Annotated in this window: 26 protein-coding genes; 9 read left to right on the forward strand and 17 right to left on the reverse strand. The window is 74.5% G+C overall.

From position 1 onward, the window contains the following. Window positions 1-184: 184 nt before the first annotated feature. Together PVK74_RS01095 and PVK74_RS01100 are read left to right on the forward strand one after the other, a co-directional pair. A complete protein-coding gene (locus PVK74_RS01095) occupies window positions 185-943 on the forward strand; it encodes a peptidylprolyl isomerase (protein ID WP_043325141.1) in 759 nt (252 codons plus the stop codon). A 70-nt stretch (window positions 944-1,013) separates the two neighbouring features. Next, window positions 1,014-1,991 carry a DUF2804 domain-containing protein gene (locus tag PVK74_RS01100; RefSeq protein WP_113973233.1) on the forward strand — a complete coding sequence of 326 codons (978 nt, stop codon included), beginning with the start codon at window positions 1,014-1,016 and terminating at the stop codon, window positions 1,989-1,991. A gap of 78 nt (window positions 1,992-2,069) precedes the next feature. On the opposite strand, the gene PVK74_RS01105 is transcribed toward PVK74_RS01100, so the two are convergent. The 9 genes from PVK74_RS01105 to PVK74_RS01145 form a co-directional block, all read right to left on the reverse strand. Further along, complete coding sequence (locus PVK74_RS01105; protein WP_274477954.1) at window positions 2,070-4,331, reverse strand: catalase; 2,262 nt, start codon at window positions 4,329-4,331, stop codon at window positions 2,070-2,072. A 165-nt stretch (window positions 4,332-4,496) separates the two neighbouring features. Then, the gene (locus tag PVK74_RS01110; RefSeq protein ID WP_274477955.1) at window positions 4,497-5,318 is read right to left on the reverse strand and encodes a metallophosphoesterase family protein; all 822 of its coding nucleotides are present in this window, start codon (window positions 5,316-5,318) and stop codon (window positions 4,497-4,499) included. After that, window positions 5,315-6,259 (reverse strand): prolyl aminopeptidase, encoded by a 945-nt coding sequence (gene pip, locus PVK74_RS01115; RefSeq protein ID WP_274477956.1) that lies wholly within the window; start codon window positions 6,257-6,259, stop codon window positions 5,315-5,317. Before pip ends, PVK74_RS01110 begins: the two co-directional genes overlap by 4 nt. A 64-nt stretch (window positions 6,260-6,323) precedes the next feature. Then, entirely contained in the window at window positions 6,324-6,698 is a 375-nt protein-coding gene (locus PVK74_RS01120; RefSeq protein ID WP_104115104.1) for an SH3 domain-containing protein, read from the reverse strand. A 124-nt stretch (window positions 6,699-6,822) separates the two neighbouring features. After that, complete coding sequence (locus tag PVK74_RS01125) at window positions 6,823-8,286, reverse strand: coiled-coil domain-containing protein (protein WP_274477957.1); 1,464 nt, start codon at window positions 8,284-8,286, stop codon at window positions 6,823-6,825. Between the two features lie 135 nt (window positions 8,287-8,421). After that, entirely contained in the window at window positions 8,422-9,384 is a 963-nt protein-coding gene (locus tag PVK74_RS01130; RefSeq protein WP_043325136.1) for an anti-sigma factor RsbA family regulatory protein, read from the reverse strand. Then, window positions 9,381-10,208 carry an MEDS domain-containing protein gene (locus tag PVK74_RS01135; protein WP_043325135.1) on the reverse strand — a complete coding sequence of 276 codons (828 nt, stop codon included), beginning with the start codon at window positions 10,206-10,208 and terminating at the stop codon, window positions 9,381-9,383. Before PVK74_RS01135 ends, PVK74_RS01130 begins: the two co-directional genes overlap by 4 nt. Window positions 10,209-10,231: 23 nt before the next feature. Continuing rightward, on the reverse strand, window positions 10,232-11,341 hold the full coding sequence (locus PVK74_RS01140) for a hypothetical protein (RefSeq protein ID WP_274477958.1): 1,110 nt from the start codon (window positions 11,339-11,341) through the stop codon (window positions 10,232-10,234). A 571-nt stretch (window positions 11,342-11,912) separates the two neighbouring features. Further along, window positions 11,913-12,428 (reverse strand): 2'-5' RNA ligase family protein, encoded by a 516-nt coding sequence (locus tag PVK74_RS01145; RefSeq protein ID WP_064447458.1) that lies wholly within the window; start codon window positions 12,426-12,428, stop codon window positions 11,913-11,915. Between the two features lie 100 nt (window positions 12,429-12,528). Between PVK74_RS01145 and PVK74_RS01150 the strand changes: the two genes are divergently transcribed. The 3 genes from PVK74_RS01150 (at window position 12,529) to PVK74_RS01160 (ending at window position 15,646) form a co-directional block, all read left to right on the forward strand. After that, window positions 12,529-13,035 (forward strand): mycothiol transferase, encoded by a 507-nt coding sequence (locus PVK74_RS01150; RefSeq protein ID WP_043330388.1) that lies wholly within the window; start codon window positions 12,529-12,531, stop codon window positions 13,033-13,035. A gap of 161 nt (window positions 13,036-13,196) precedes the next feature. Further along, complete coding sequence (locus PVK74_RS01155; RefSeq protein ID WP_064447459.1) at window positions 13,197-13,571, forward strand: SCP2 sterol-binding domain-containing protein; 375 nt, start codon at window positions 13,197-13,199, stop codon at window positions 13,569-13,571. Next, window positions 13,568-15,646: an amylo-alpha-1,6-glucosidase gene (locus PVK74_RS01160; protein ID WP_274477959.1), complete on the forward strand. Its 2,079-nt coding sequence runs from the start codon at window positions 13,568-13,570 to the stop codon at window positions 15,644-15,646. Before PVK74_RS01155 ends, PVK74_RS01160 begins: the two co-directional genes overlap by 4 nt. 15 nt (window positions 15,647-15,661) lie before the next feature. On the opposite strand, the gene PVK74_RS01165 is transcribed toward PVK74_RS01160, so the two are convergent. Beyond that, a complete protein-coding gene (locus PVK74_RS01165; protein ID WP_274477960.1) occupies window positions 15,662-16,378 on the reverse strand; it encodes a Pr6Pr family membrane protein in 717 nt (238 codons plus the stop codon). A 25-nt stretch (window positions 16,379-16,403) separates the two neighbouring features. Next, window positions 16,404-17,096, reverse strand: coding sequence for a hypothetical protein (locus PVK74_RS01170; RefSeq protein WP_113973229.1), 693 nt, complete (start codon window positions 17,094-17,096; stop codon window positions 16,404-16,406). 145 nt (window positions 17,097-17,241) lie between these two features. Between PVK74_RS01170 and PVK74_RS01175 the strand changes: the two genes are divergently transcribed. Both PVK74_RS01175 and PVK74_RS01180 read left to right on the forward strand, forming a co-directional pair. Further along, complete coding sequence (locus PVK74_RS01175; protein WP_274477961.1) at window positions 17,242-18,132, forward strand: DUF72 domain-containing protein; 891 nt, start codon at window positions 17,242-17,244, stop codon at window positions 18,130-18,132. A 36-nt stretch (window positions 18,133-18,168) separates the two neighbouring features. Then, window positions 18,169-18,378 carry a GTPase activator gene (locus PVK74_RS01180; RefSeq protein ID WP_274477962.1) on the forward strand — a complete coding sequence of 70 codons (210 nt, stop codon included), beginning with the start codon at window positions 18,169-18,171 and terminating at the stop codon, window positions 18,376-18,378. 4 nt (window positions 18,379-18,382) lie between these two features. Here the strand turns inward: PVK74_RS01180 and PVK74_RS01185 are convergent, their stop codons facing one another. The 5 genes from PVK74_RS01185 to PVK74_RS01205 all read right to left on the reverse strand — a co-directional run bounded on the left by PVK74_RS01185 (window position 18,383) and on the right by PVK74_RS01205 (window position 23,336). After that, on the reverse strand, window positions 18,383-18,766 hold the full coding sequence (locus PVK74_RS01185) for a hypothetical protein (protein WP_274477963.1): 384 nt from the start codon (window positions 18,764-18,766) through the stop codon (window positions 18,383-18,385). Window positions 18,767-18,869: 103 nt separating this feature from the next. Continuing rightward, window positions 18,870-19,499 (reverse strand): hypothetical protein, encoded by a 630-nt coding sequence (locus tag PVK74_RS01190; RefSeq protein WP_274477964.1) that lies wholly within the window; start codon window positions 19,497-19,499, stop codon window positions 18,870-18,872. A 99-nt stretch (window positions 19,500-19,598) separates the two neighbouring features. Further along, a complete protein-coding gene (locus PVK74_RS01195; protein WP_113973226.1) occupies window positions 19,599-20,456 on the reverse strand; it encodes an alpha/beta hydrolase family protein in 858 nt (285 codons plus the stop codon). A gap of 50 nt (window positions 20,457-20,506) precedes the next feature. Further along, a complete protein-coding gene (locus PVK74_RS01200) occupies window positions 20,507-21,724 on the reverse strand; it encodes a glycosyltransferase (RefSeq protein WP_113973412.1) in 1,218 nt (405 codons plus the stop codon). Window positions 21,725-22,124: 400 nt separating this feature from the next. Beyond that, the gene (locus tag PVK74_RS01205; protein WP_274477965.1) at window positions 22,125-23,336 is read right to left on the reverse strand and encodes a globin domain-containing protein; all 1,212 of its coding nucleotides are present in this window, start codon (window positions 23,334-23,336) and stop codon (window positions 22,125-22,127) included. Window positions 23,337-23,491: 155 nt separating this feature from the next. Here PVK74_RS01205 and PVK74_RS01210 point away from each other — a divergent pair, with 155 nt between their 5' ends. Further along, window positions 23,492-23,929 carry an RrF2 family transcriptional regulator gene (locus PVK74_RS01210; RefSeq protein WP_064447467.1) on the forward strand — a complete coding sequence of 146 codons (438 nt, stop codon included), beginning with the start codon at window positions 23,492-23,494 and terminating at the stop codon, window positions 23,927-23,929. After that, a complete protein-coding gene (locus PVK74_RS01215; RefSeq protein ID WP_043325126.1) occupies window positions 23,929-24,561 on the forward strand; it encodes a class I SAM-dependent methyltransferase in 633 nt (210 codons plus the stop codon). The genes PVK74_RS01210 and PVK74_RS01215 overlap by 1 nt, the downstream gene beginning before the upstream one ends. A gap of 41 nt (window positions 24,562-24,602) precedes the next feature. On the opposite strand, the gene PVK74_RS01220 is transcribed toward PVK74_RS01215, so the two are convergent. Beyond that, the gene (locus tag PVK74_RS01220) at window positions 24,603-25,859 is read right to left on the reverse strand and encodes an SGNH/GDSL hydrolase family protein (protein WP_043325125.1); all 1,257 of its coding nucleotides are present in this window, start codon (window positions 25,857-25,859) and stop codon (window positions 24,603-24,605) included. Between the last annotated feature and the right edge of the window lie 68 nt (window positions 25,860-25,927).

Raw genomic sequence — 25,927 nt, forward strand, 5'->3', positions numbered from 1 at the left:
GCGGCGAGGAGGGGCCTGCGGGCGGGGTGTGATCCGTCAGAACGTCATGCCGCTCAGCCTCGCGGAGGTGGCGCGGGCGGGCAACCGACTTTCCCGGCGACCCGTGAGGCGTGCGCGTCGACATCACCCCACCCGATCCATAGACTCCGGTCGTTCTGGTACCACGAGTCCAGGGAGGACCACCGTGTCGAGCGAAACCCGAACGCACGCCGCATTACCCCTGCTGGCCCGCCTCGCCGGGGTGAGCGTGGCCGCCGCGACGATCGTCGCCGCCGCAGGTGTCGCCGCGACCGCGGCGCCCGCCGCCGACCCGGCGCCCACCAAGGGGCCGTGCGCGTACACGCCGACGCCGGACGAGCCGGCCGCCCGTCCGGTGTCGCTGCCGCCGGACCCGCGCCGCACGCCGGACCGGGGCACCGTGCGGGTCACGCTGCGCACCAACCAGGGGCCGATCGGGCTGACGCTGGACCGCGAGCAGGCGCCGTGCACGGTGCAGAGCTTCCTGCACCTGGTCCGTAAGCGCTTCTACGACCGGACGCCCTGCCACCGGCTCACCGCGTACCCGACGCTGACCGTGCTGCAGTGCGGCGACCCGTCCGGCACCGGCGAGGGCGGCCCGGGCTACCGCTACCGCGACGAGCTGCCCACCGACCTGCCGCCCGCGCCGACCGACCCGACCGGCGTACGCCGCCTGTACGCGCGCGGCACGCTGGCCATGGCCAACGCCGGCCCGGACACCAACGGCAGCCAGTTCTTCCTGGTCCAGGCCGACTCGGCGCTGCGCCCCAACTACACGGTGTTCGGTCAGGTCGACGCGGCCGGGCTGGCCACGCTGGACCGGATCTCGGCCGGCGGCATCGCGCCCACGCCGGAGGACCCGGCGCCGGTCGACGGCGCCCCGGCGGTGCCGGTGGAGATCTGCCGCGCCAAGCAGGGCCGCTGACGTAACGGCCCGGCGGGACGGCTGACGAGGCCGCCCGCCGGGCCCGCGTCGCCGCCGGTAGCCTGCGGCGATGACGCATGAGCGGGAGATCACCGAGCCGGTCGACCTGTGCCGGCCGGACGGGCGGCTGAACCCGGACGCGGTCGGCTGGAGCCGCCGGCCGCTGCACCGGGCGAACCTGCGCGGCTGGGGCCGGGCCAAGCGGTGGGAGCACTGGGGCGTGGTCACGCCGACGCACATCCTCGGCCTGGTCGCGTCGTCACTTGACTACGCCGGGGTGCAGAGCCTCTACCTGCTCGACCGGAGCACCGGCCGGGAGACCACGGCGGAGGCGGTGGTGCCGTTCGCCCGGGGCACCGTGCTGCCGCCGGTCAGCGGCGACGGCCCGGTCCGGGCCCGCGGCGGGAACCTCACCATCGCCGTGGACCAGGGCCCCGACGGCAGTACGCTGCGCGCCAGCGCGCCCGGCGTCGAGGTGGACCTGACCGTGCCGTTGCCGCCCGGCCACGAGTCGCTCGGCGTGGTGGTGCCGTGGAGCACCCGCCGGTTCCAGTACACGGTCAAGGACATCGGCCGTCCGGTGCACGGCACGATCACCGTGGACGGCACGGCGTACCCGGTGGGGGAGGGGTCGTACGCGGCGCTCGACCACGGCCGGGGCAAGTGGCGGTACGCGGTGCGGTGGAACTGGGCGGCCGGCAGCGGGCCGGGCCGGTCGATCCAGCTCGGCGGCAAGTGGACCGACGGCACCGGCTCGACCGAGAACGCGGTCTTCGTCGACGGGCGGCTGCACAAGATCGGCGCGGATCTGACCTGGGAGTACGACCGCGCCGACTGGCTGCGGCCGTGGCGGATCACCGGCGACCGGGTGGACGTCACGTTCCACCCGTTCCACGAGCGGGTGGCGCGCACCAACCTGGTCGTGCTGGCCGGGGAGACGCACCAGTGCTTCGGCCACTTCACCGGCTGGGCCGCTACCGACGACGGCGGGCGCGTGGATCTGGACGGCCTGGTCGGCTGGGCCGAGGAGGCCCGCAACCGCTGGTGAGGCCGGTCCCCGCCGGGCGGGCCGTACGCACAGCGTGGGGCGGCCCCGTCCGGGACCGCCCCACGCGCGACTTCGAGGTCAGGCGACCGAGGCCGGGAACCTCTCCCAGACCCGGTGCGCCGCCATCAGCCGCTGCGCCTCGGCGAGCACCTCGGCGCCGGAGCCACCGGTGACCACGCCCGGCGTGCCGGTGACACCGGCCTGGTTCAGCACCTCGGCGCCCGCGCCCCAGGCGCCGATCACCTTGGCGTGCCGCCACGCCTCCTCGACCAGCAGCAGCACCCGCGGGTCGACGGTGGCCGAGCCCGCCGCGCCGGCCTTGGCGTCGCGGGCCGGCAGCGCGTCCGGCGCCGGGGCCGGAGCGCCGGCCAGCAGCACCGCGTCGAACTCGACCGAGCGGCCGGTGGCGAACGTGCGCTGCACCGGCAGCCCGTCGACGGTGCCGCCGTGCGCGGCGATCAGCAGCGGCACCATGCCGGCGGCGAACACCTCCCGGCGTACCTCGTGCACGTCGCCCAGGTCGGCCTGGGCGTCGACCACGATGCCGACCATCCGGCCGTCGGCCGGCCACTCCCGGCCCACCTGGGACAGCGCCGGGCTGGGCTGCACCTCGGCGAGCGGCACGGTGGGCTGCGGCACCGGCAGGCCCAGGCCGGTCGCGACCTGCTCGCACAGCACCGGGTCGACGTTGGCCAGGCACTGGAGCTGCCGCTCCTTGATCGCTTGGTGGTAGCACTTGCCCAGCTCGAACGTGTACGCCCGGATGATGTGCTCCTTCTCCACCGGCGACATGCTCTGCCAGAACAGGCGTACCTGGCTGTAGTGGTCGTCGAAGGAAGCCGGCGCGGCCCGCACCTTCGGCGCCTCGGCCACCGTCACCGGCGTGTCCACGAACGCGTGCTCCCGGTCGCCGGCCGGGAACGGGTTGCCGCCGTCGAGCGAGTTCGGCCGATACGGCGCCACGCCCGCGTGCACCGCGTGCTGGTGGAAGCCGTCCCGCAGCATGTCGTTGACGTCGGCGTGCGGCCGGTTGATCGGGATCTGGGTGAAGTTCGGCCCGCCCAGGCGGGTGAGCTGCGTGTCCACGTACGAGAAGAGGCGGCCCTGCATCAGCGGGTCGTTCGTGACGTCGATGCCCGGCGGCAGGTGTCCGACGTGGAACGCCACCTGCTCGGTCTCGGCGAAGAAGTTGCGCGGCGTCTTGTTGAGGGTGAGGGTGCCGATCGCCTGCACCGGCGCCAGCTCCTCCGGCACGATCTTCGTCGGGTCGAGCAGGTCGATCCCGGCGAACGTCTCCTCCGGCGTGTCCGGGAAGACCTGGATGCCCAGCTCCCACTCGGGGAACGCGCCGGCCTCGATGGCGTCGTACAGGTCGCGGCGGTGGAAGTCCGGGTCCATGCCGCTGATCATCTGGGCCTCTTCCCAGGTGAGGGAGTGCACGCCGAGCTTCGGCTTCCAGTGGAACTTGGCCAGCACCGTCGCGCCGGCCTCGTCGACCAGGCGGAACGTGTGCACGCCGAAGCCCTCCATGGTCCGGTAGGACCGCGGGATGCCCCGGTCGGACATGTTCCAGATGGTGTGGTGCTGCGCCTCGGTGTGCAGCGAGACGAAGTCCCAGAACGTGTCGTGCGCGCTCTGCGCCTGCGGGATCTCCCGGTCCGGGTGCGGCTTGCCGGCGTGGATGACGTCCGGGAACTTGATCGCGTCCTGGATGAAGAACACCGGCATGTTGTTGCCGACCAGGTCGAACGTGCCCTCGTCGGTGTAGAACTTGGTGGCGAAGCCGCGGGTGTCGCGGACCGTGTCGGCCGACCCGCGCGAGCCCAGCACGGTGGAGAAGCGGACGAACACCGGCGTCTCGCGCCCCTGCTTGAGGAAACCGGCGCGGGTGACCTTCTCGGCGGCGCCGTTGGCGACGAACGTGCCGTGCGCGCCCGCGCCCCGGGCGTGCACCACCCGCTCCGGGATCCGCTCGTGGTCGAAGTGGGTGATCTTCTCCCGCAGGTGGTGGTCCTGGAGCAGGACCGGGCCGCGCGGACCGGCCTTGAGCGAGTGGTCGGTGTCGCGCAGCCGGGCGCCGTTGGCGGTGGTGAGGTACGCGCCCTGCTGCCCCTTGGCGATCTTCGGTACGCCGGTCTCGGCGCCGGTCGGGGTCCGGGTGTCCGGCGCGCCCTGCTCGGCCTTGGGCGGCAGCGGCCCGTGCGGCGTGGTCGGCTCCTCCAGCGGTGGTGGCGCGCTGCCGGGAGCGCCCGGCACGTCCGGAGTCAGCGCGTCGCCGACCTTCTCGACGGCGGCTTCGACGACACCCTTGACGATCTGGGCGGGCTTGCTGGATTCCATCAGGACCTGTCCTCCTACAGCTAAATGTCCAGGCCCCTTCGGCCGTACCCCAGCTGAGGGCGGGCAAACCGGAACAATCGCGGAATCACTGGTCAGGACCGGCGTGGCACCGTCACGCCGGTGAGCAGCAGCCCACCGGTGAGCAGCCAGCGGCCGTCCAGGACGTCAGAGGATCCGCTTCATCGGCGCCGGCTCGTCGCCGCGACGCCGCCACTCGCGCGGGTAGCCCAGCGACACCTCCTCGAACCGCACCCCGTCGTAGTGGGTGGTGCGCGGGATGTGCAGGTGGCCGTAGACGGCGACGGCGGCGCGGTGCCGCACGTGCCAGTCGGCCGTCCGGTCGGTGCCGCACCACTGCGCGAACTCCGGGAACCAGAGCACCTCGGTGGGCTGGCGCACCAGCGGCCAGTGGCTGACCAGCACCGTCGGCAGCGCCGGGTCGGTGGCCTCCAGCCGCCGCCGCGTCTGCTCCAGCCGCGCCGCGCACCAGGACTCCCGATCCGGGTACGGGTCGGGGTGCAGCAGCATCTCGTCGGTGCACACCACACCGGCGTCGTACGCCACGCGCAGCGACTCCTCCTTGGTGGTGGTGCCGGGCGCGCGGAACGAGTAGTCGTAGAGCACGAACAGCGGCGCCACGGTGACCGGGCCGCCGTCGCCCCGCCACACCGCGTACTCGTCCTCCGGGGTCAGCACGCCCAGCTCGCGGCACATCGCGACGAGGGCGTCGTAGCGGGCCACCCCGCGCAACGTCACCGGGTCGTTGGGGTGGGTCCACAGCTCGTGGTTGCCCGGCGCCCACACCACTGTCGCGAACCGGTCGCGCAGCAGCCGCAGCGTCCGCTCGATGTCGGCGAAGACCTCGCCCACGTCGCCGGCCACGATCAGCCAGTCGTCCGCCGTCTCCGGTCGCAGGCCGTCCACCACCGCGCGGTTCTCCGCGTACGACACATGGAGGTCGCTGACCGCGTACAGCCCACCCGTCACCCGGCCGATCCTGCCAGCGGCGCTTCCGGATGACCAGGCTCGCCATGACCAGGCTCGCCGGCCGGGCTCTCGACCCTCGCGGTCACCTCGTCGAGCGCGCGCAGCACCTCGCGGGCGATCGCCGGCTCGGCCGCGGAGTGCCCGGCACCGGGCACGATCCGCAACGTCGCCTCCGGCCACCGGCGGGCCAGGTCGTACGCGGACACCGGCGGGCAGCACAGGTCGTACCGGCCGTTGACGATCACGGCGGGCAGGTGGCGGATCCGGTCCACGCCGTCGAGCAGCTGGCCCTCGGTGAGGAAGCCGCCGTGCACGGCGTAGTGCGACAGGATCCGGGCCACCGGCAGCGCGTGCTCGTCGGCGGTGAAGTGGGCGAGCAGCTCCGGGTCGGGGCGCAGCGACGAGTTGACCGCCTCCCAGCGTCCCCAGGCCCGCGCCCAGACCCGGGCCTGCGCCTCGTCCGGGCCGTGCAGCCGCCTGTGGTACGCGGCCAGCACGTCGTCGCGCTCGCCCGGCGGGACCGGTGCGACGAACCGTTCCCACTCCTCGGGCTGGAGATGCCGCAGTCCGCCCTGGTAGAACCAGTCCCGCTCGGCGCGGCGCAGGAGCAGCACGCCGCGCAGGACCAGGCCGGTGACCCGCTGCGGGTGCGCCTGCGCGTACGCCAGGCCGAGCGTGGTGCCCCAGGACCCGCCGAACACCAGCCACGAGCCGATGCCCAGCCGCCGCCGGATCGTCTCCAGGTCGTCCACCAGATGCCAGGTGGTGTTGGCGCGCACCTCGCCGTGCGGGGTGCTGCGGCCGGCCCCTCGCTGGTCGAACAGCACGGCCCGGTAGCGCTCCGGATCGAAGAACCGGCGCGCCGCCGGCACCAGCCCGCCGCCGGGCCCGCCGTGCAGGAACACCACGGGTACGCCGTCCGGCCGGCCCACCTCCTCCACGTACAGGACGTGGCCGTCACCGACCGGGATCCGGTGGGTGGCGTACGGCTCGACCTGCCCGTCTTCAGCAGGCGACGTTGCCGCCGAGGTTGTCCAGCAGCGCGTCGGCGACCCAGCCGGAGACACCTGTGGTGACGTCCCGCAGGTACGTCCACGTGTAGGTGGTCTTGCCGTTGGCGGTGACCCGGTCGCCGCTGGCGAAGCAGTGGAAGTCGACGTTGTGGTTGAGCTGCCCGTACCCGAGCGAGGCGCAGGTGGTGTGCGGGCCGGTGCGGATGTTGACGTTCGTCGCGTTGAACAGCTGGCCGAACTTGCTGTCGACGTTGGAGTGCGAGTGGCTGCACCCGGCGCTCGCCGGTCCGGCCGTACCGGTCACCACGGCGCCCGCCGTGGCGACGGTCAGGACGACGGCGGCGCCGATGGAGGAGATCTTCCGCATACCCGTCAACCCCCGAATAAAGATCGAGATGCACCAGCAGATCGATCCAAATATTTGCATAGAGCAAGGTCGATGGGCAAGATGCGCCGCCACCGGCCCGGCCCGGACCGGTGGCGCCGATCGCTCAGGCGGTAGCCGGCACGCCGTTGTCCGTACCCGTGGTCTCCACCTCGGGCGCCCCGCGCGGAGCCGGCGTGCGGACCGCGAACGCGTCGAAGCTCGGCCCGTCCAGCCGCTCGACGAACGGCTCCACGACGGGCTGCTCCGGCTCGGCCGCGTCCGGTTCGGTCCGCCCGTCCCCGGTCCGCGGCGCCGCGTCGGGCGCGACGGTGACCGCCGGACGCGCCGACACCTGCGGGTACTCGGCGGTCTCCCCGCCGCCCGCGGCCGCCGCCATGACCGCCGCCGCGGCGAGGTCGGCGACCCGCTTGGCCTCCCGCTGCACCCGGGCCCGGGTCTCCTTGGCGTGCTGCTCGGCCAGGTCCGCCGCGCGCCGCGCCTCGTCGAGCCGCCTGCTCTCGGCGGCCAGCTCCCGGCGTACGCCGACCAGCCGCTCCTCCAGCTCCGCGCCGCTGCGCTCGATCGTGCCGATCTCCCGGCGGGTCTCCTCCAGCTTCCGGGAGACCGTCTCCAGCTCCGCCTTGAGCCCGGTCAGCGTCTCCTGCCGCTGCTGGATCTCCCGCTGCACGCCGGCGAGCTGCTCCTGGTGCGCCGTCGTCTCCTCGTCGGCCCGCTCCCGGACCTCCGTGGCGTACTGCTGTGCCTCGGCGACCAGCGCGGCGATGTCCTTCTCCGCGGCGGCGGCCCGGTCGGCCAGCTCCTGCTCGGCGGCGGCCCGCCGCTCGTCCAGCTCCTTGGCCATCGTGGCCTGCCACTGGGCCAGCTCCTGCTGGGCCTTGCTGCGGTTGGCCTGGACCTCCTGCTGGATCTGCGTCCGCGCGGCCTTCACCAGCGCCTCGGACGCCGAACGCGCCTGCTCGACCTGCTGCGCGCTCTGCTCGGTGATCCGCTTCGCCTCCTGCTGGGCCCGGTCGTGCGCGGCCTGCCCCTCGACGCGCAGCTTCTCCGCCAGCTCCCGCACGGCGGTCAGCTCCGCCTGCGCCGCGGCCAGCCGCTCCTCGTCCACCCGCTCCTGCTCGGCCCGGCGCGCGGACAGTTCCTCGTCCAGCTCGCGCCGCTCCCGCGCGGCCTGCTCCTGCGCCGCGGCCAGCAGCTTCTCCGCCTGCGCCTGGAACTCCTCCGCGCGCCGGGTGGCCACGTCGGTGATCTGCCCGGCCTGCTTCTCGGCCAGGTCCAGGATCTGGTCGACCATCGGGCCGAGGTCCCGGAAGGACGCCCGGTCCACCGCCGCCGCCGGACGCTCGCGCAACTCGGCCGCCTCGGCCTGCGCCCGCTGCGCCTGCGCGGTCAGGTCACGCACCTGCGCGTACGCCCGGTCCCGCGCGGCGGTGAGCGCGCTGACCTCGGCGTCGACCTGCTCGACGTACCGGTCCACCTGACGTTTGTCGTAGCCGCGCAGCGCCGGATCGAAGCGCGGGCGCGCGGACACGTCGTCGTGGGGTGCGAACGGATCGTCGCCGTTGGACATGCGCCATCCTCCGTCGGTTCGCCAGCGCCAGGCCGGCGGATGACCGCCCCGCAGGGCACGATGAGGCGCTACGGTACCGCGTCCGCGCGCGCGTCTCGCCCCGCCCCGCCCCTGCCCGGCCGACCGGCGTCGCGGTCAGACCGGGAAGTGCGGGTTCCCCGCCGTCAGACGGATGGTGAAGCCGCCCGCGTCGCGGTGGTGCGTCACGTGGTCGCAACTCTGGTGGCTGATCCAGAGACCCAACCCGCCGTCGGAGCCGTCACCGGCCGGCAACAGTCCGGCGTACGGATCCTTCGGCCCGGGGCCCCGGTCGTGGACGGTGACCACGATCCGGTCGGGCGCGCGCCACAGCCGCATCCGCACCGGCGGCTCGCCGTGCCGCAGCGCGTTGCTCACCACCTCGCTCACCGCGATGACCAGCCCGTCGGCGCTGTCCGGCGCGAGCAGGCCGTCGTCGGCGGCACGCACCTCCGCCCGGGCCCGGGCCGGCGTCGGGTCGATCAGCTCGACCAGCGGCGTCGTCCGCTGCACCGGGTCCAGCGGCACCGGGCGGGGCTCGGTCAGGTAGCTCATCGGGTCGGTGTAGAGATCGGCCGTCTCGTGCCCGCCGTCCGGCCGCGCCACCCGGGGGTGGGTACGCGCCACGTCCGCCAGCACGTGCGACGGGGTGCTGCGGCGGTCGTAGGCGCAGATGCCCCAGAGCGGGAAGTCGTCGTAGACGTGGTTGATGGCCGACTCGTAGCGGGCCCACCAGTCCCAGGTCGAGCCGAGCAGCACCGGCGGCAGCTGGCCGACCATCCGGATCTGCGCCGCGCCCGCCGCCACGTAAGACGCGAGCAGTTCCCGGTAGGAGCGCAGCGCGACGCTGGGCCGGGCGTAGAGGTCCCCGACCGGCAGGAACGTGACCTCGGCGCCGGTGGGCAGCGCCCGGCGCACCAGCTCCGCGTTGCGCTCGTCCAGATTCACCGCCGTCGGCTCGCCGGCCGCGACCCCGTCCAGCAGGAACGGCAGCGCCACCGCCAGCAGCTCCTCGTCGGAGTCGTAGACGAACGCCTCGTGGAAGTAGCCCACGTGACCGGAGGCCGCGCCGCTCCTCATCCGAGCACCTCCACCCGTACCCCGGTCAGGCCGAGCAGCTCGACCAGCCGGGCCGGGGTCCGGTGTGGGGTGCGCAGCACCGCGACGGCGTCGTGGCGGCGGGCGTGGTCACGCAGGTGCAGCAGGCTGCGGTGATCCACGAAACGCAGCTCGGCGGCGTCGAACACGACCCGGCCCGCCACCGGCCGCGGGTCGGCCCGCTCCAGCGCGGCGGCGAAGTCCCGGTGGTTGGTCGGGTCCAGCTCGCCGGCCAGCGCCACCACCGAGTCGCCGTCGCCGGCGTGCAGCCGGAACAGCACGTCCGCGTTCGTCACCGGGTGCAGGCAGGCCAGCTCGGCGATTGCCGCGTCGCCGAGCTGCCGGCGGTCGTAGGCGCAGATCGCCGACATCGGCCGGTGCCGCATCCAGTGGTCGATGCGGTGCTCGTAACGGGCGAAGGCGTCCCGCTGGGCCGGGGTGCGGACCAGGCTCGTCGCCTCGGCCAGCACCCGCAGGCCGGTGTGCCCGGCGGTCAGCGCCTCGGTGGTGGCCCGCACGTACGCCCCGACCTGCCGGTTGGGGTCGACGATCTCGTCGTGCCGGTACGCCTCGCCGACGGGAACCAGCCGTAGCGCGTCCCGCCGGCGCGCGGCGTCGAGACCGGGAACCGAGGCCAGCCAGCCGGTGACAGTGGCACGATCCTCCGGACAGACCACCCAGACCTGCTCACCGGCGGCGAGACCGGCGCTGACCTGCTCGACCGTCAGCGCGCGCAGCGCGGCCGGGTCGTCGTAGGCGAGGCAGCCATGGGTGTAGCCCGGGTACGACACGCTCCCGCTGGTCACCGACTCCGCCTCATCGGCCCAGTCTATGCCGGGCCCACCTGGAGATCGCGCCAGGCCGTGGCCTCCGGCGGCGGGTCGCCCAGCTCGAACTCGGCCCAGTTGTTCCAGTACGCGATCGCGTCCACGTCGTTCTGCTGGCGCAGCCAGGTGACGTGGTCCCGGATCGTGCGCGCCCGGCCCGCGCCGGTGGTGTCGGTGGCGACGCGGGTCAGCCCGTACTCGGGGACCAGCAGCCGGATGCCCGGGTACGCGGCGCGCACCTTGCCGAAGGCCACCCCGAACATCCGCGAGGCGGGCCAGTACGCGGCCGTGTCCCGCGAGTAGCAGTCCACGCCGTAGTGGGTCATGCCCGGATAACCCCAGTCGGTCGGGTTGCCGCGTCCCTCGTCCAGCCAGTAGCGGGTCACGATCGGGCCGTGCCCGAGCACCCACCGCCGGTTGCGGTGCGCGGCCACGATCTGGGTCACCCGGCTCGCCGTCGCCCGGTACGTCGCCGGCGCCACGTCGCCCATCGGCTCGTGGTACCAGGTCAGGTAGATCGGGCGGTTCACGCCGTCGAGCCAGCTCGCCAACTGCTCGACGTCGTCCTTCCAGCTGACGTGCATGACGGCCGACGGCGCGTCGGCGAACTTGCCGGCGTTGAGCGCGGGCAGCTCCGGCAGCGTGTCCGCGTCCGGACCGTCGGTGCCGAAGTCGCGCATGTAACGGATGCCCGGGTAGTCGGCCACCGCCCGCTGGGTCCGCGCGCCCTTCTCGGCGCTCATCCCGACCAGCAGCGGCACGGTCAGCGTGGTGGTGCCCGTGCCGGTGCGGCCGGCGCCGTCACGCGCCGTCGCGGTCAGCGTCACCGTGCCCCGGCCGGCCAGCACGGTGACTGTGAAGCGGCCCGGTTCGGCGCTGCTGGGTGTGACCGTCACCCCCGGCGAGGCGCTGGCGAGCTGGATCGTCAGTGGCACGCTCAGATCCACCCGGACCGGGCTGTCCCAGGTGACGCCGGTGGGGTCGCTGACCCGGCCGGCGAGCGTCAGCAGCCGCGAGTCGGGGTGGTAGGCGTCGACCCGTACGGTGGTCGACTGCCCGGGCAGCAGGACGGTCTGGTCGGGGGTGACGGAACGGACGACGGGTGCGGCCATGAGGCTCTCCTTCGACGTGTTTCGCTGCCGCTCCAGCCGCACGTCCTCGGGTGGCCAGAATGGCTCTGACCTGCGCTTTTACCAGCTTGCGTCGGTTTTGCCGCGATCGTCAGGGCAGCCGCAGATGGCGCGAAACCCGGTCCCGCCACGCTGTCGCGCCCGCATCCTGAACCGATGTCGGGCACCGTGCGGGGAACGCGCGTTCCGGACTGCAGAACCGCCCGGCCGCCGGCCCGGCGGCGCACCGCCGTGAAAAAGGAACGGCCCACCCCGTCACGTCGCCGGTCCGGAACGCCGTACCGGCGTGCAGGCGTACGGTGCGGTGCGCGTCGGTGGACCTGCGGCGGTGAGTCGCCGACGCCCATGTCCCGCAGCATCGGCCACAGCGCCTGCGAGCGGCTCGGTCATCGGGGCGACCCGTGCCCACAGCCGGACCACCCGACGTTCCTCCTCGACCTCACCCCGCAGTGACCCGCCCAAGATCGACACCGGTTCGGGGAGGTGGCTGCATCGGAGGTGGTCTGATGCGGCCAGCTCGCCGAGATGGTGTCGATCTTGGTGGGAGAGTGCGTCAGGGGAGGGGGTGGGAGATGTCTCGGGCGTGGTCGGCCACCGCCGCGCCGACCACCGTCGCGGTCAGCGGCAGCACCTCCAGGCACCGCCGCACCGCCGCCCCCATCAGCGGGTTCGGCACCCGCATGGACAGCGTGCAGTGCGGCACCCAGCGTCCCGGCCGGTAGTGCTCCACCACCTCGACGCCGGCCCGGGCCAGCCGGTCGTGCACCTCGGCGTGGTGCGCCAGCAGCTCGGGCGTCGGCGCGAGACCGAGCCAGAGCACCCGGCCGACGAACTGCCCGGCGTGCTGGAACTCCAGCCGCAGCGGCGCGGCCACCACGGTTTCGGCGAGTGCCTCGGCGACGCGGTGCGGGTCCAGGCGGGGCGCCACCGCGAGCGAGACGTGCGGGCGGTGCCGCTGCGCCAGCAGTGACCGCAGGCTCGGCACCCCGTCGGACTCGAGCAGGTCCCACAGCACCCGGATCCGCCGGGTGGCGTCGGTGTCGAGATACAGCTCCAGCGCCGCGACCACCCGATCACAGTAGATGTCGGGTCCCGCGACGAGGTTTGCCGGGCACGCTGGGCGGTACTGCCCGGGAAGACGCACGAGACGGCAGGGGAGTGAGGTGCGCGTGGACGCGACGGATGTGCTGATCGAGGCGTACGGGCGGTTGCCCGATCTGGTCGCCGGGGCGCTCGACGGGCTCGACGCGGCCCAGCTGCGGCGGGCGCCGGCCGACGGGGCGAACCCGGTCGGCTGGCTGGTCTGGCACCTGACCCGGATCCAGGACGACCACGTCGCCGACGTGATGGGCGAGCCACAGCTCTGGGCCGGCGGCGACTGGGCGGCGCGGTGCGGTCTGCGGCCCGACCGCGCCGACACCGGCTTCGGGCACGGCCCGGAGCAGATCGCCGCGGTACGCCCGGAGAACGGCGGCGTGCTGCTGGACTACCACCGGGCGGTGGTGGACCGGAGCCTGGACTACCTGCGCGGGCTGCGCCCGGCCGACCTGGACCGGGTGGTGGACGAGAACTGGGATCCGCCGGTGACGCTCGGGGTGCGGCTGGTGAGCGTGCTCGACGACGACTTCCAGCACGTCGGCCAAGCCGCCTACGTGCGCGGGCTCATCCTGGGCTGAGCGCCGCCCGGCCCCGTCCCAGCGGGCCCGTCCGGCCGCTGCCGGGTCACCGCCGCGGCTCACCCGGACCGGGTGAGTTCGCCTCACCCGGGGCGGGGGGATCCTCGCGGCACGGGCGGCGCCGTCAGGCGGGTGGCCGCGACGACCGACGAGGAGGCCCGATGAGCGTCTCGGCCGCGGAACACCTGACCCGGGCCGCCGCCGGCCGGAACCCCGACCTGCCCGAGACCACCTGCGGCACCATTCGCCTGGACCTGCACGACGACGGCCGCACCGAGCACTGGTACCTGACCGTCGACCGTCAGGACGTCCGGGTGGACCGGCTCTCCGCGGACGCCGACCTGGTGGTCCGCGCGGACCGGGAGGTGTTCGACCGGATGGCGGCGGGCCTCCTGCATCCGGCCGCCGCGCTGCTGCGCAACGACATCGCCGTCGAGGGCGACCTCAAGCTGCTGATGGTGCTGCGCCGGATCTTCCCCGGGCACCCGGACGCCCGGCATCCCCGGGAGGCGGCCGGGCAGGCGGTGGCCCGATGAAGCAGGAGCTGGTCCACGTCCTCGCCGGAAACGCCTTTGCGGTCAGTGACGCGCAGGGCGACATGGAGATCGACCCCAGCGCGCCGATCGGTCTCTTCTCCTTCGACACCCGGTTCCTGAGCCACTGGGTGCTCACCGTCGACGGCGAGCGGCTGAACGCGTTGTCCCGCGACGACCTGACCTACTTCGAGACCCGTTTCGTGCTGGTGCCCGGCGCAGCCAGCCACTATGTGGACGCCGACGTGTCGGTGATCCGGCACCGCCTCATCGACGAGGCGTACCACGAGAGCATCACGGTGCTCAACCACTCACCCGAGCCCGCCGAGTACACGGTGCGGCTGGAGATGGGCAGCGACTTCGCCGACACGTCGGAGATCCTGCGTCCCGGCCCGCGCCGGCCGACGATCGTCCCCGATCCGGCCGGGCAGCGGTTGTGGATCCGGTACGAGCGCGGGCGGTTCTCCCGGGGGACGTGCGTCTCCAGCTCGGCCCCGGCGCAGGTGGACCGGAGCGGGATGACCTTCCGGATCCGCGTCGAGCCGCAGGGCGCGTGGCACGTCGACCTGCACGTCGAGATGATCATCAAGGGGGCCCGGGGGCGGGACCTGCGGGCGAGCATCGACTCCCACCGGCAGCAGGTCCGGCAGGACATGCGCGACGACCTGCGGCGGTGGCTCGACCAGGCCCCGCAACTGGTCTCCGACCGCCCGGCGCTGACCGCCGCCTACCGGCAGGCGCTGAACGACCTGGCCGCGCTGCGGTACACGCCGCTGGCGTACGTCGACCGGGTGCCGGTCGGCGGGCTGCCCTGGGCGATGACGCTGTACGGGCGGGACGCGCTGATCACCTGCCTCCAGACGCTCCCGTTCACGCCCGAGCTGACCCCGGCCACTCTGCACATGCTGGCGATGCTGCAGGGCGGCCGGCTCGACGACCTGCGCGAGGAGGAGCCCGGCAAGATCCTCGCCGAGCTGCGGTACGGCGAGGCGGCCGCGTTCGACGAGCAGCCCACCGCGCTCTACTACGGCGCGGCCGACACCACGCCGCTGTTCGTGATCCTGCTCGACGAGTACGAGCGCTGGACCGGTGACGTCGACCTGATCCACGAGCTGCGTCATCCGGCCCGGATGGCGCTGGACTGGCTGAGCCGCTACGGCGACCTGTGCGGCGACGGCTACCTGCGTTACCACCCGCGCAACACGGCGAGCGGAGTGGCCAACCAGACCTGGCGCAACTCCCCGGACTCGGTGGTCGACCGGCACGGCGTCGTGCCGCCGTACCCGCGCGCCACCTGTGAGCTTCAGGGGTACGCGTACGACGCGCGGATCCGCGGCGCCCGGCTGGCGCGGGAGTTCTGGGGCGACCCGGGCTACGCCGAGCGCCTGGAGGCCGACGCGGCGCGGCTGCGGGAACGGTTCGATCGCGACTTCTGGCTGCCGCACCGGGGCTACTACGCGCTGGCCCTCACCCCGGACGGCGAGCCCGTCGACGCGCTCACCTCGCATCTCGGCCACCTGCTGTGGAGCGGCATCGTCGAGCCGGAACGCGCCGACTCGCTGGCCGGGCACCTGTGCGGGCCGGACCTGTACTCCGGCTGGGGCATCCGCACCTACGCCGAGGGGCAGTTGCCGTACAACCCGGTGGGCGCGCATCTCGGCGCGGTCTGGCCGTGGGACAACGCGATCGTCGCGGCGGGCCTGCGGCGGTACGGCTACGAGGCGGAGGCGGGCGACATCGCGGCCGGCGTGTTCGCGGCGGCGGAGACGCTCGGAGGCTCGATCCCGGAGGCCTTCGCCGGCTACCCCCGCGGGGTCACCAAGTACCCGGTGCAGATGCCGGATGCCGGGCGGCCGCAGTCGTGGGCCGCGAGCGGCCTGCTGATGCTGCTCTCGACCATGCTGGGGCTGCGCCCCTGCGGAGACAACCTGCTGGTGAACCCGGCGGTCCCGGCCGGGTACGGGCGGATCGAGCTGCTCGACGTGCCGGGCCGGTGGGGACGGGCCGACGCGTACGGCCGGGAGCGCGGCACGAGCCGGCGGCTGCGGGCGGGCGTGGACGCCCGGCCGGCCGCTTGACCCGCCCGGCGTCCGTCAGCCCGAGCCGGTGGGTTCCCGCGAGGCGGGCCGGACCGGCGCCAGCGGGTCGGCCGACGCGGGCGCGGACGGCGGGGACTGCGCCGTCCCGGCCCGGGCGAGCAGCCGGTCCACGCCCACGAACAGCAGTCCCAGCAGCCAGAACGCGAGGGCGAACCCGATCGCGCTCACCGTCACGCCGTCGTAGCCGAGTTGGCCCGCGTCCAGGAACGGGTACGGGTAACGGTCCACCACCAGTCCGCGTACCAGCGCGAACCCGAGATACGCCAGCGGGAACGCCAGCCACCAGGCGGCGTAGCGCGGGCGCAACCGGCCACGTCTGTCGAACAGCGCCCAGTCGGCGATCGCCAGCAGCGGCACCACCGTGTGCAGGAACTGGTTGCCCCACCACTCGCCCGGTTGCCGGTCCGGCTGCGCCATGGCGAACGGGCTGGCCGGGTTGGCCAGCACCAGGTGGTAGACCGTGCCGGTGATGGTGATGTAGAGGGTCACCGCTCCCTTGAGGACGCTCGGCGGCTCCGGCCGGCCGCGCAGCGCGCACCAGGCGGCGTAGCCGGCGAGCACGCCGACAGCCACGTTGCTCTGGATGGTGAAGTACGGCAGCAGGCCGGTCAGCGTGGCCGGGCCGAGCGCGGTGAGCACGATGCCGGCCAGCACGGCGAGCACCACTGCGAGGCGGAGAAGGATCGCCGGTCGGCGACGCCGGGGGGTCACGGAGGCACAAGTTACCAGCCGGTCGTCAGCCGGTACGCCGCCCGGGCGGGGTGCCATCGGGCCGCTTCGCCTGCCCCGGCGGGAGGACGTCCGCCCCCGGCGGCCCGACCGACGGCTGGACCGGATGAGCGGATCTGCCGCCGCCCCGCCCGCCGTCGGCCTTCCCCGGCGGGTCGTCGTCGCCCAGCAGCGCGGCGCAGTAGTCCGGCACGCGCTCGTGGCCCCCGGCCGCGGCGACGAGGTCGCTGAACGCGGGGGTGGCCAGGGCGCGCCTCCGGTCCGCTTCGGCGAGGGCCCGGTACGCGACGCAGAGTCCGGGCGGCGCGGACTGCTGCGCCGCCCGGGTAGCCGGTGAGAGGGCCGGCAGGGCGGGGCGGGCCGACGGCACGGGCGGCGCGGCGCCGACCGGCGTCGCCGCCGGGCGCGCGACGTGCGGCAGGTTCCCGGTCGCGGCGAGCGCGACGCCGCCGGTGAGGGACGCGGCGAGCGCGGACACGGCCACCCGGACGCCGAAGCGGACGCGGCGGCGACGGCGTGCCCGCCGGGCCTCCCGGAACCCCGCGACGGCTGCCGCCTCCCCGTCGAGTTCGCCCGTGCCGGGCGCGGTCCGGACCGCGGCCAGTACAGCCACCAGCCCCGGCGGAGCGGACGGCGTGTCGCCGGGGCGGCCGGCGAGCAGCCGCTCGACGGTTTCCTGGTCCAGGCCGGATGCGTCCATCTCGTGACCCTCAGCGCCGCCACCCGGCCCCGCGTCACACTTCGGCGCGGCGGAACGCCGGTGAGGCCGGTCACCCCGGTGCCGGTCACGGCCCGCGCGGCATCTCCGGTTGCCGATGTCCGGCGGTCGCGGTGAACTGAATTACATGGGTGTCATCAAGGTGGGCACGTCCTCCTGGGCCGACCAGATGCTGGTCCGTTCCGGGTGGTATCCGCGCGGCGTCAACACGCCCGCCGGCCGGCTGGGTTTCTACGCCGAGCGCTTCGGACTGGTCGAGGTGGACACGTCGTACTACGCGGTGCCGGCGCCGGAGACCACGGCTGCCTGGGCGGCCGCGACGCCGGACGGATTCACCTTCGACGTCAAGGCGTTCCGCCTGTTCACCGGCCACCACACCCCGATCGACGCGCTGCCGAAGGATCTGCGCCCGGCCGGCGGCCCGAACCGGATCCGCTGGCGCGACCTGCCCGCCGGGGCGTACGACGAGTTGTGGGTCCGGTTCCACGCGGCGCTGGCGCCGCTCGCGGCGGCCGACCGGCTCGGCGCCGTGCTGTTGCAGTTCCCGCCGTGGCTGGCCCGCGGCGACGCGGCCCGGCGGCGGATCCTGGACGCCGCGCGCCGCTGCCGGCCCTGGCCGGTCACCGTCGAGCTGCGGCACTCCTCCTGGTTCGACGGGGACGCGATGGCCGAGACGGTGACGTTCCTGCGCGAGCACGACCTCGGGTACGCCTGCGTGGACATGCCGCAGGGGCACGTCTCCTCGGTGCCGCCGGTCCTGGTCGCCACCACCGATCTGGCCGGGATCCGGTTCCACGGGCACAGCACGGCCTGGGAGAGCGGCGACAAGCAGGAGCGGTTCCGCTACGCCTACGGCGAGCGGGAGCTGCGGCACTGGTCGGTGCTGCTGCGCGAGCTGGCCGACCAGTGCGCCGAACTGCACGTGCTGATGAACAACTGCTGCGGCGACCAGGCCCAGCGCGACGCCGCGAGCCTGGCCGACCTGCTCGGCGTCGCGCCGGCCGCCGCGCGCGCCTGAGGTTTTCCCGGCTTCCTTGCGGGTACCGCCGGGTTCGTGGACGACCGCGAAGGGGGATCGGTGGAGAAGCGGCGCGACGAGGACGAGCGGGACCCGCGGGCGACCCGGGAGGCCGAGGAGGCGCACGGCGGCAGCATGGCACCGGGCCTGGTGGACGACACCGGGCATCCGGTGGCGGAGTCACCGGTGCCGGACAACGAGCCGTCCGCGCTCGGCGGCCCGGACGAGGACGGCACCGGCTCCTGAGCTCTCACTGACGCGTCTCCGGACGCATTCCGGTCGCCTCCTCCAGCGCGTTGTCGCCGAGGTCGCCGTCCGCGCGGTCGTCCGGGAACGTCCGCGCCGACGGGGCCGGGTCCGGCGGCGCGCCCGGTCCGGCCTCCGGCGTCCGGGTCGGTTCGATGGTCCCGAATCCGTGCCGGCCCGCCTTCGGGCCGCCCGGTCCGGCCCCGGCCGCCCGGCGCTCACCGAGCCGTCCCTCGGGCACCGCCGTCTCCTCGCTGCCCTCGTCCATCGGGTCGTCCTCGCCCGCGCCCCACGGCGGGTCGGCGTCGAAGCCGCCGGTGGTGCCCCACGGCGCGGCCGACTCCGGCCCGCGCCCGTCGCCCGTACCCGGGCGGTCCGTGCTGGTCATAGTCACCTCACCTTGGCTGCTGGCGACCGGCGTGGCCGGTCCGGTCCCGGTGCACCGCGCGGCCGGCGGCCCACCCCGATGTGGGCCGTCGGCCGCGCGGTGGTCAGCGGGCCGCTCCGACCAGGTGACGGCCGGCCGCGCCCACGGCGGCGACCTTGCCGATGTTCTTCGGCGCGGACATGATCCCGCCCGCGCGGTCCAGCATGCCCCGGAACACCTGCCCCGGCTTCTGCTGCTCACCCATGTACGCCGACACCACTACCAGCGCGCCGGTCATCGCCGGGACCGCCCACTGGAGCAGCTTCATCTGCCGCTGGCTGGCGGCGACGTTCGCCGGGGTGTGGTGGTTCGGCTCGGTGGTCCCCTCGACCGGCGGACCGCCGGCCCGCTCCAGCCGCCTGCCGACCAACCGGCTGTAACCGGTCACCGCCAGCGCGCCGACCGTCAGCGCGGTCTTCACCGCGCTCATCTTGCCCACGCCCGCCTGGCGGGCCATCCGCGGGCTCTCGGTGACCAGCTCACCGACCGCGCCGGCCAGGTGCGCCCCGATCGCCGCCGCGTTGACCGGCGTCCACCGCGCCCACCCGGCCGAGGCCACCGGCAGCCGTTCGGTCGTGTCGTTGATCCGCGCCGCCGCGCCGTTCACGCCCAGCGCCCCCATCAGGGAACCGCCGAACCAGGCCGCCAGGCCCAGGTCGTGCATCGAGCGCAGCGTGGTGTGCCGTTCTGACATCAGATCCCCCTCCGCCGTGTTCGGGCGGTGCGGCATACCCACGATCGGGCGACTCACGCCCGGGCGTGGCTCACCGTCGGCGGAGCGTGCCGGCTCGGCTCAGCGGCGGGGGAGCGTGCCCGCGAACGCGGCGATCCGGGCGGCCAGCGGCGCCGACGCGCGTACCCAGGTGAAGTGGTCGAGCGGCGCGCCCGCCTCGGCGACCGTGTAGCGGTGCCGCGTCACCGGCGCGCCGGCCAGCTTCCCGCAGAGGTGGTCGAGCGTCTCGTGCGGCGTGTACTGGTCGTCGTCGACGCTGACCGCGAGCACCGGCGTGCGGATCCGCCGCACGGCGGCCTCCGTGTCCACCCCGTCCAGCGCCGGGAACCGGCCGGTGCGGGCGGTGTGCGCCCAGTCCCGGATCACGCCGGCGGCCTGCCGGCCGCCGAAACCCCAGCCGGGCCAGACGCCGAGCAGCCGCGCCGTCGCGGCGATCCCCTGGGTGTACGGCAGCACGCCCCACCCGCGCAGACCCGGGTACGTCCGCCACCACGGCAGCCCCACCGCCACCAGGGCCAGCCCGTCCACCCGGTCGTCGTCGTCCAGCGCCTGGTGCAGCACCGCCACCTGACCGCCCAGGGAGTGCCCGAGCAGCAGCCGGGTGCGGCCGTCCAGCCGGGGCTTGAGCGCGTCGAGCACGGCGCCGACGTCGGCGGCCATCTCCTGGTAGCCGTACCGGCAGGCGCGCGACGGCGCGGGGGTGCTCTCGCCGGTGCCGCGCAGGTCGGCCACGATCACCGCCAGCCCGGCCTCGCGCAGCGCGGCGGCGAACGGCCGGTAGTAGCGGGCGCGCACACCCATCGCGGGCCAGATCAGCACCACCGGCGCGCCGGGCGGACCGGCCGGCTCCGGGTAGACCTGCACGCCGATGCGCGCGCCGTCGACGTCCACGAACTCCTGGATGTAGTCCCCGCTCACCCGGATCAGGGTACGGCCCGAACCCTACCGGTGGGTAGCAAGGGGTCGCCTCACGCCACCGCCGGTGCGGGCCGGGCCGCGGTCGTCAGCGCGCCGTAGACGGCGACGAGCTGCTCCGCGCAGCGCCTCCAGGAGTACCGGCTGCGGACGCGGTCGAGCGCGGCGGTGGCGTACGCGAACCGGCGCACGTTGTCGCCGAGCAGCCGCCGCAGCGCGGTGCCCAGCGCGCGGGGGTCACGCGGCGGCACCAGGTCGCCGGTGAGCCCGTCCACCACGCTGTCGGCGATGCCGCCCACGTTCGTGCCGATCACCGGCACACCGCAGGCCATGCCCTCCAGCGGGGTGAGCCCGAACGGCTCGTACCAGGGTGCGGCCACGAGCACGTCCGCCGACCGGTACCAGGCGGCCATCTCCTCGCGCGGCACGCCGCCGAGCAGCCGTACCCGGTCGGCCACGCCGCACGAGTCGGCGAGCGCGGACAGCCGGCGGGCGAACGTGTCGGCGGGCAGCAGGTGGGCCGGCGGGCCGCCGACCACCACGCACTCCGCGTCCGGCACCGCTGGTAGCGCCCGGACCACGTCCAGGAAGCCCTTGCGTTCGACCATCCGCCCGACGGTGAGGATGCGCGGGCGGGCCGGGTCGCGGGGCGCGACCGGGCCGTCCGGGCGGAACACCGCCTCGTTGACGCCGGACGGCACGAGGGCCATCCGGGACCGGGGTACGCCCATCCGGACCAGTTCGGCGACCTCGTCGGAGCACTGCACGACGACCCGGTCCACGGCCCTGCCGAGCGCCCGCTCGTAACCGGCGCGCCCCGGTGGACCGGTGTCCGGCACGCCCTGGTGGCGACGCTTGACCGTGCCGAGCGAGTGGTACGTCAACACGGTCGGCACGCCGGTGCGACGGCTCGCGTGCACGGTGGCCAGCCCGCTCGTCCAGAAGTGCGCGTGCGCCACGTCCGGGGTCCAGCCGCCGCGCCGCCAGGTGTCGGCCAGCCGGCCCCCGAACTCGCCCGTGTACGGCAGCAGGTCGGCCTTCGGCACCCGCCGCGCGGGACCGGCCGGCACGTGGCACACCTGATAGCCGTCGGGCGCGTCGACCGCCTCGGGCAGCGCGGGGGAGTCACGACGGGTGTAGACGCGGACGTCGTGGCCGGCGACGGTGAGCGCGGACGCGAGTTCCGCCACATGCGTGTTCTGGCCGCCCGCGTCCTCCGCGCCGGGCGCGGCGAGCGGGCTGGCGTGCTGGGAAATCATCGCGATGCGCATGTTCTCGTCCTCCAGGATCCGGTCCCAGTCGGCGAGTAAGCGGTCCGGACCGGACCGCTTACTCGCCACCTCGCGTGCCCGTGCGCCGAGTCGGTGCGCGGCGTCGGCGCCCTCGGTCAGCCGGCGCGCCGCCTCCACGAGCGTGTCGACGCGGGTGGCCGGCGCCCCGGCTTCCGGTGGGACGGCGTCCACCGCTTCCGTGGGGGCCGGAAGATCGCGTTGATGCCGGGGACGCGCATGGAGGGACCCGTACCCTCGGCTTGCGCCCCTAACCAGGAGATCGTCGACTTCTCCGCGCGCCGCCCGCTCCGCTGTGGAGGCTCGCGGCCCTGGCCAGGGCATCGACGCGTGCCCCGTACCGAAGAACGGGTCCACGGAGGTCCTGTTTCGCCGCCGGGCGTCAGCCCGGCAGCATCCCCGGGCCGAACACCTCGTAGGCGATCCGCTCGCCCGGCACGCCCCGGCGCAGCAGGTTGGCCCGGACCAGGTTCATGAACGCCACCGGGCCGCACAGGTGCGCGGTCACCCCGGCGGGCAGCGCGAGCCGGTCCGGGTCGATCAGTCCGGCGGACACCTCGGCCTTCAGGCCGGGCAGGTCGGCCCCGGCGGCGTCGAGATACCAGAGGTGGAGGGCCAGGTTCGGCAGCCGCTGCTGCAGCGCCGGCAGTTCGTGGCGCAGCGCGTGCGCCTCGGCGGCGCGGTCGGCGTGCGCCAGCGTCACCCGGCGTCCCGGATCCCGGTCGGCCAGGTGGGCCAGCGCCGCCATCGCCGGCGTGAGTCCGATCCCGGCGCTGACCAGCAGCAGCGGCCCGTCGCCGCCGGCCGCGTCAACCTCGCCGAACGCCGGGCTCAGTCGCAGCGTGTCGCCGACCGCCACCCGCTCGTGCAGGTGACCGGAGACCATCCCGTCGGGCGCGCCGCCCTCGCCGCGTACCCGCTTCACGGTGATCCGCCACTGGTCGGCGCCGGGACGGCCGGAGAGGCTGTACTGGCGGATCTGCTGTCCCCGGCCGCCGTCCAGGTCGACGGCGACCGAGACGTACCGGCCGGGGGTGAAGCCGGGCGCGGCGCCGCCGCCGGCCGGCGCGAGGGTGAGCGAGACGACGTCGGCGCTCTCCCGGGTCCGGCCGGTGACCCGCCAGTCCCGCCACACCGGACCGCCCTCCGGTACGCCGGCGCCCGCGTAGAGCCGCGCCTCGCGGGCGATCAGCTCGCAGGCCAGCAGCCAGTAGACCTCGTCCCAGGCGGCGGCCACCTCCGGGGTGACGCCGTCGCCGAGCACCTCGGCGACGGCGGCGAGCAGGTGCCGGCCGACGATCGGGTACTGGGTGGCGGTGATGCCGAGGGAGGCGTGCTTGTGCGCGATCCGGTCCAGGACCGGCCCCCACGGCATGCCGCCGTCGCCGGTCAGGTGCGCCGCGTACGCGACCACCGCCGAGGCGAGCGCGGCCTTCTGCGCGCCGGTGGCCTGGTTGCCCCGGTTGAACAGGTCCAGCAGGTCCGGGTGGGCGTCGAACATCCGCTGGTAGAAGCGGCCGGTGATGGCCTCGCCGTGTGCCCGCACGACGGGCAGGGTGGCGGTCACGATCGCTGCTGAGGATTCCGTGAGCACTACCGAATCTCCTTCCGGGGCTCGAACAGGTCGATCCCCACGAAACAGGATTTCTGGATTCCTCTTTTAGGGTCGAAGGTCCCGGGAGTGCGGTGGCATGGGTCACCGTGAATCTGCCTGTGTCGCCGAGGGCACCGAATGGCTAGGGTCGGTGCGTGAGGCTCAACCGGTCGACAGACATGGCGCTGCGGATCGCCATGCTCACCGCCGCGTCCCCGGTCCGGGCCACAGTCGACGAACTCGCCACCCGGCTCGCGCTGCCCCGCAGCCACGTCGCCAAGGTGGTGCAGCGGCTGCAACGCATCGGCGTCCTGGTCACCATCAGAGGCCGCTCCGGCGGCGTCGCCTTCGCCGAACACGCCGGTGACCTCACCGTCGGCCAGGTGGTCCGCGCCTTCGAGGGCGACGGCGAGGTGGTCAACTGCGCGCAGCCGGTCTGCCCGCTCATCGCGGAGTGCCGGCTGCGCGGCGAGCTGCGCCGCGCCCAGGCCGCCTTCCTCGCCGTGCTCGACGGCGTACGCCTCGGCGACCTGGTCGACGGATCCGCCGGCCCGCTCCTGCTCAGCCTCGGCGCGCCACCGGCCGGTCGCTGATGGCCGTCTCCCATCCGATCTTCGCCCGGCTCTTCGCCCGCGCCAGCGTCGCCATGGACCAGGCCGGCGTGGCCGGGCACCGGGCCCGCCTGGTCGCCGGGCTGCGCGGCCGGGTGGTCGAGGTCGGCGCCGGCAACGGGCGCAACCTCGCGCACTACCCGGCGAGCGTGACCGGCGTGCTCGCCGTCGAGCCGGAACCCCACCTGCGCGCGCTGGCCCACGCCGCCGCGCCGGGCGCCCCGGTCCCGGTCACCGTCGCCGCCGGGCTGGCCGAGGAACTGCCGGTCGCCGACGGCGCCGCCGACGCGGTGGTGGTGTCACTGGTGCTCTGCTCGGTGCCGGACCAGGCGGTCGCGCTGCGCGAGGCGCGGCGGGTGCTGCGGCCCGGCGGCGAGCTGCGCTTCTACGAACACGTGGTGGCCGCCACGCCCGGCCTGCGCCGGGCCCAGCGCCTGGCCGACGCCACGCTCTGGCCGCTGTTCTGCGCCGGCTGCCACACCGCCCGGGACACGGTGGCCGCGATCCGCGCCGCCGGTTTCGAGGTGACCGCGCTGGACCGCTTCCGCTTCCCGCCGACCGGGCTGCCGGCCCCGGCCTCGCCGCACGTGCTCGGCGCCGCGATCCGGGCCTGACGCCGGACCGGGCCGGTTCGTCCCGGCCCGGTCCGGCGTGCTCAGCTCACATTCACCGTGCCGTCCGGGGCACGGACGCAGGAGACGGTACGGGCGCCGGTGGCCGCCGCCCCGGCCAGGCACCGGCCGAGCACCTTGTGCCCGGCGGCGTTCGGGTGCCACGACTCCTGGCAGGTCTGGAAGTACGTGCCGCAGGCGTTGGCGATCCGCTGGATGTCGAGCTTGTCGAACCCGGAGAGACTGGTGACGAACGTGCCGGTCGGGCCGTCCATCAGCCGGATCGGCGTGGCCAGGGCGTTGCCCGGGCTACCGGTCGACTCGCAGAGCCGGGCCCCGTCGAACGCGCGCTGCACGTTCAGGTAGACCAGGTCGTCCTGCGGGAACTCGTTGGCGAGCGTGCCGCGCACCGAGCTGACCAGCGTGCCGAGCCCCTGCGAGAAACGGTGCCCGGGCGCCAGGCTGGCCCGGTGGATCGGGCACCCGGCCGCGTACCGCTCGGCGCCCAGCGCGCGGAACTTGTCCCGGGTGTCGTCCCGGCTGTCCTCGGTCCAGTAGCTCTGCTCCAGCTCGAACGGCAGCGGGTTGGTGTAGTCCTGGAACACCACCCGGTGCTGGCCGTCGGCGTCGATCTCGTCCAGCGTGGTGAGCAGTTGCCGCAGCGCCGTGGTGGTCTCCGCGGTGGCGGCGGCGAACTGCGCGGCGGTGCCCAGGTCGGCGTCGGTGCACGGCTTCTGCTCCACCGGCCCGCCCAGGTACGCCCAGAACTCCCACCAGCCGGTCCAGGCGTCGGCGATGAACCGGTTGGCGCACTTCTCCGCCACGCTGCCGAAGGTGAACGAGCTGTTGTTCGAGCCGAGGCCGACGAGCACCAGGTCGATGTCGTGGGTCCGGGCCACCGACCGGAGCTGGTCGAGCTGGGCGGCCACCTGCCGCCCCTTGGCCCGCGTCGACGAGGCGTTCGCGATGTCGTACGGCTGGCCGCCCGAGCAGGCCAGGTTGAACCGCGCGGAGATGCCGGGCAGGTTCGCCTGGAACAGCGAGGCGTTCGGCGATCGGTGGCAGAAGTAGGCGTTGGCGTTGGCGGCGGACCAGCCGGGGAAGCCCTGGGCCACCCCGTTGACGTCCACCACCGGCGCGTACGCCCCGGCGCCCTCGCCGCTGATGAAGCTGTCTCCCAGCGCCACCGCGGCGGTGGGCAGCGCGGCGGCAGCCGGCTGGGCGGGCGCCGCGGCGGCGGGTAACGCCACCGCGGCGAGCGCCAGCGCCGCCGCGAGCGCGGAACGACGGAACACGGACATGCCCGACCTCCCAGACATCGAAACGTGAAAGATTCTTTGGGATGGCGATCAGATCACGCGCGTGTGAC

Origin of the sequence: Micromonospora chalcea (assembly GCF_028768405.1) — a bacterium.
GTDB lineage: Bacteria > Actinomycetota > Actinomycetes > Mycobacteriales > Micromonosporaceae > Micromonospora > Micromonospora chalcea.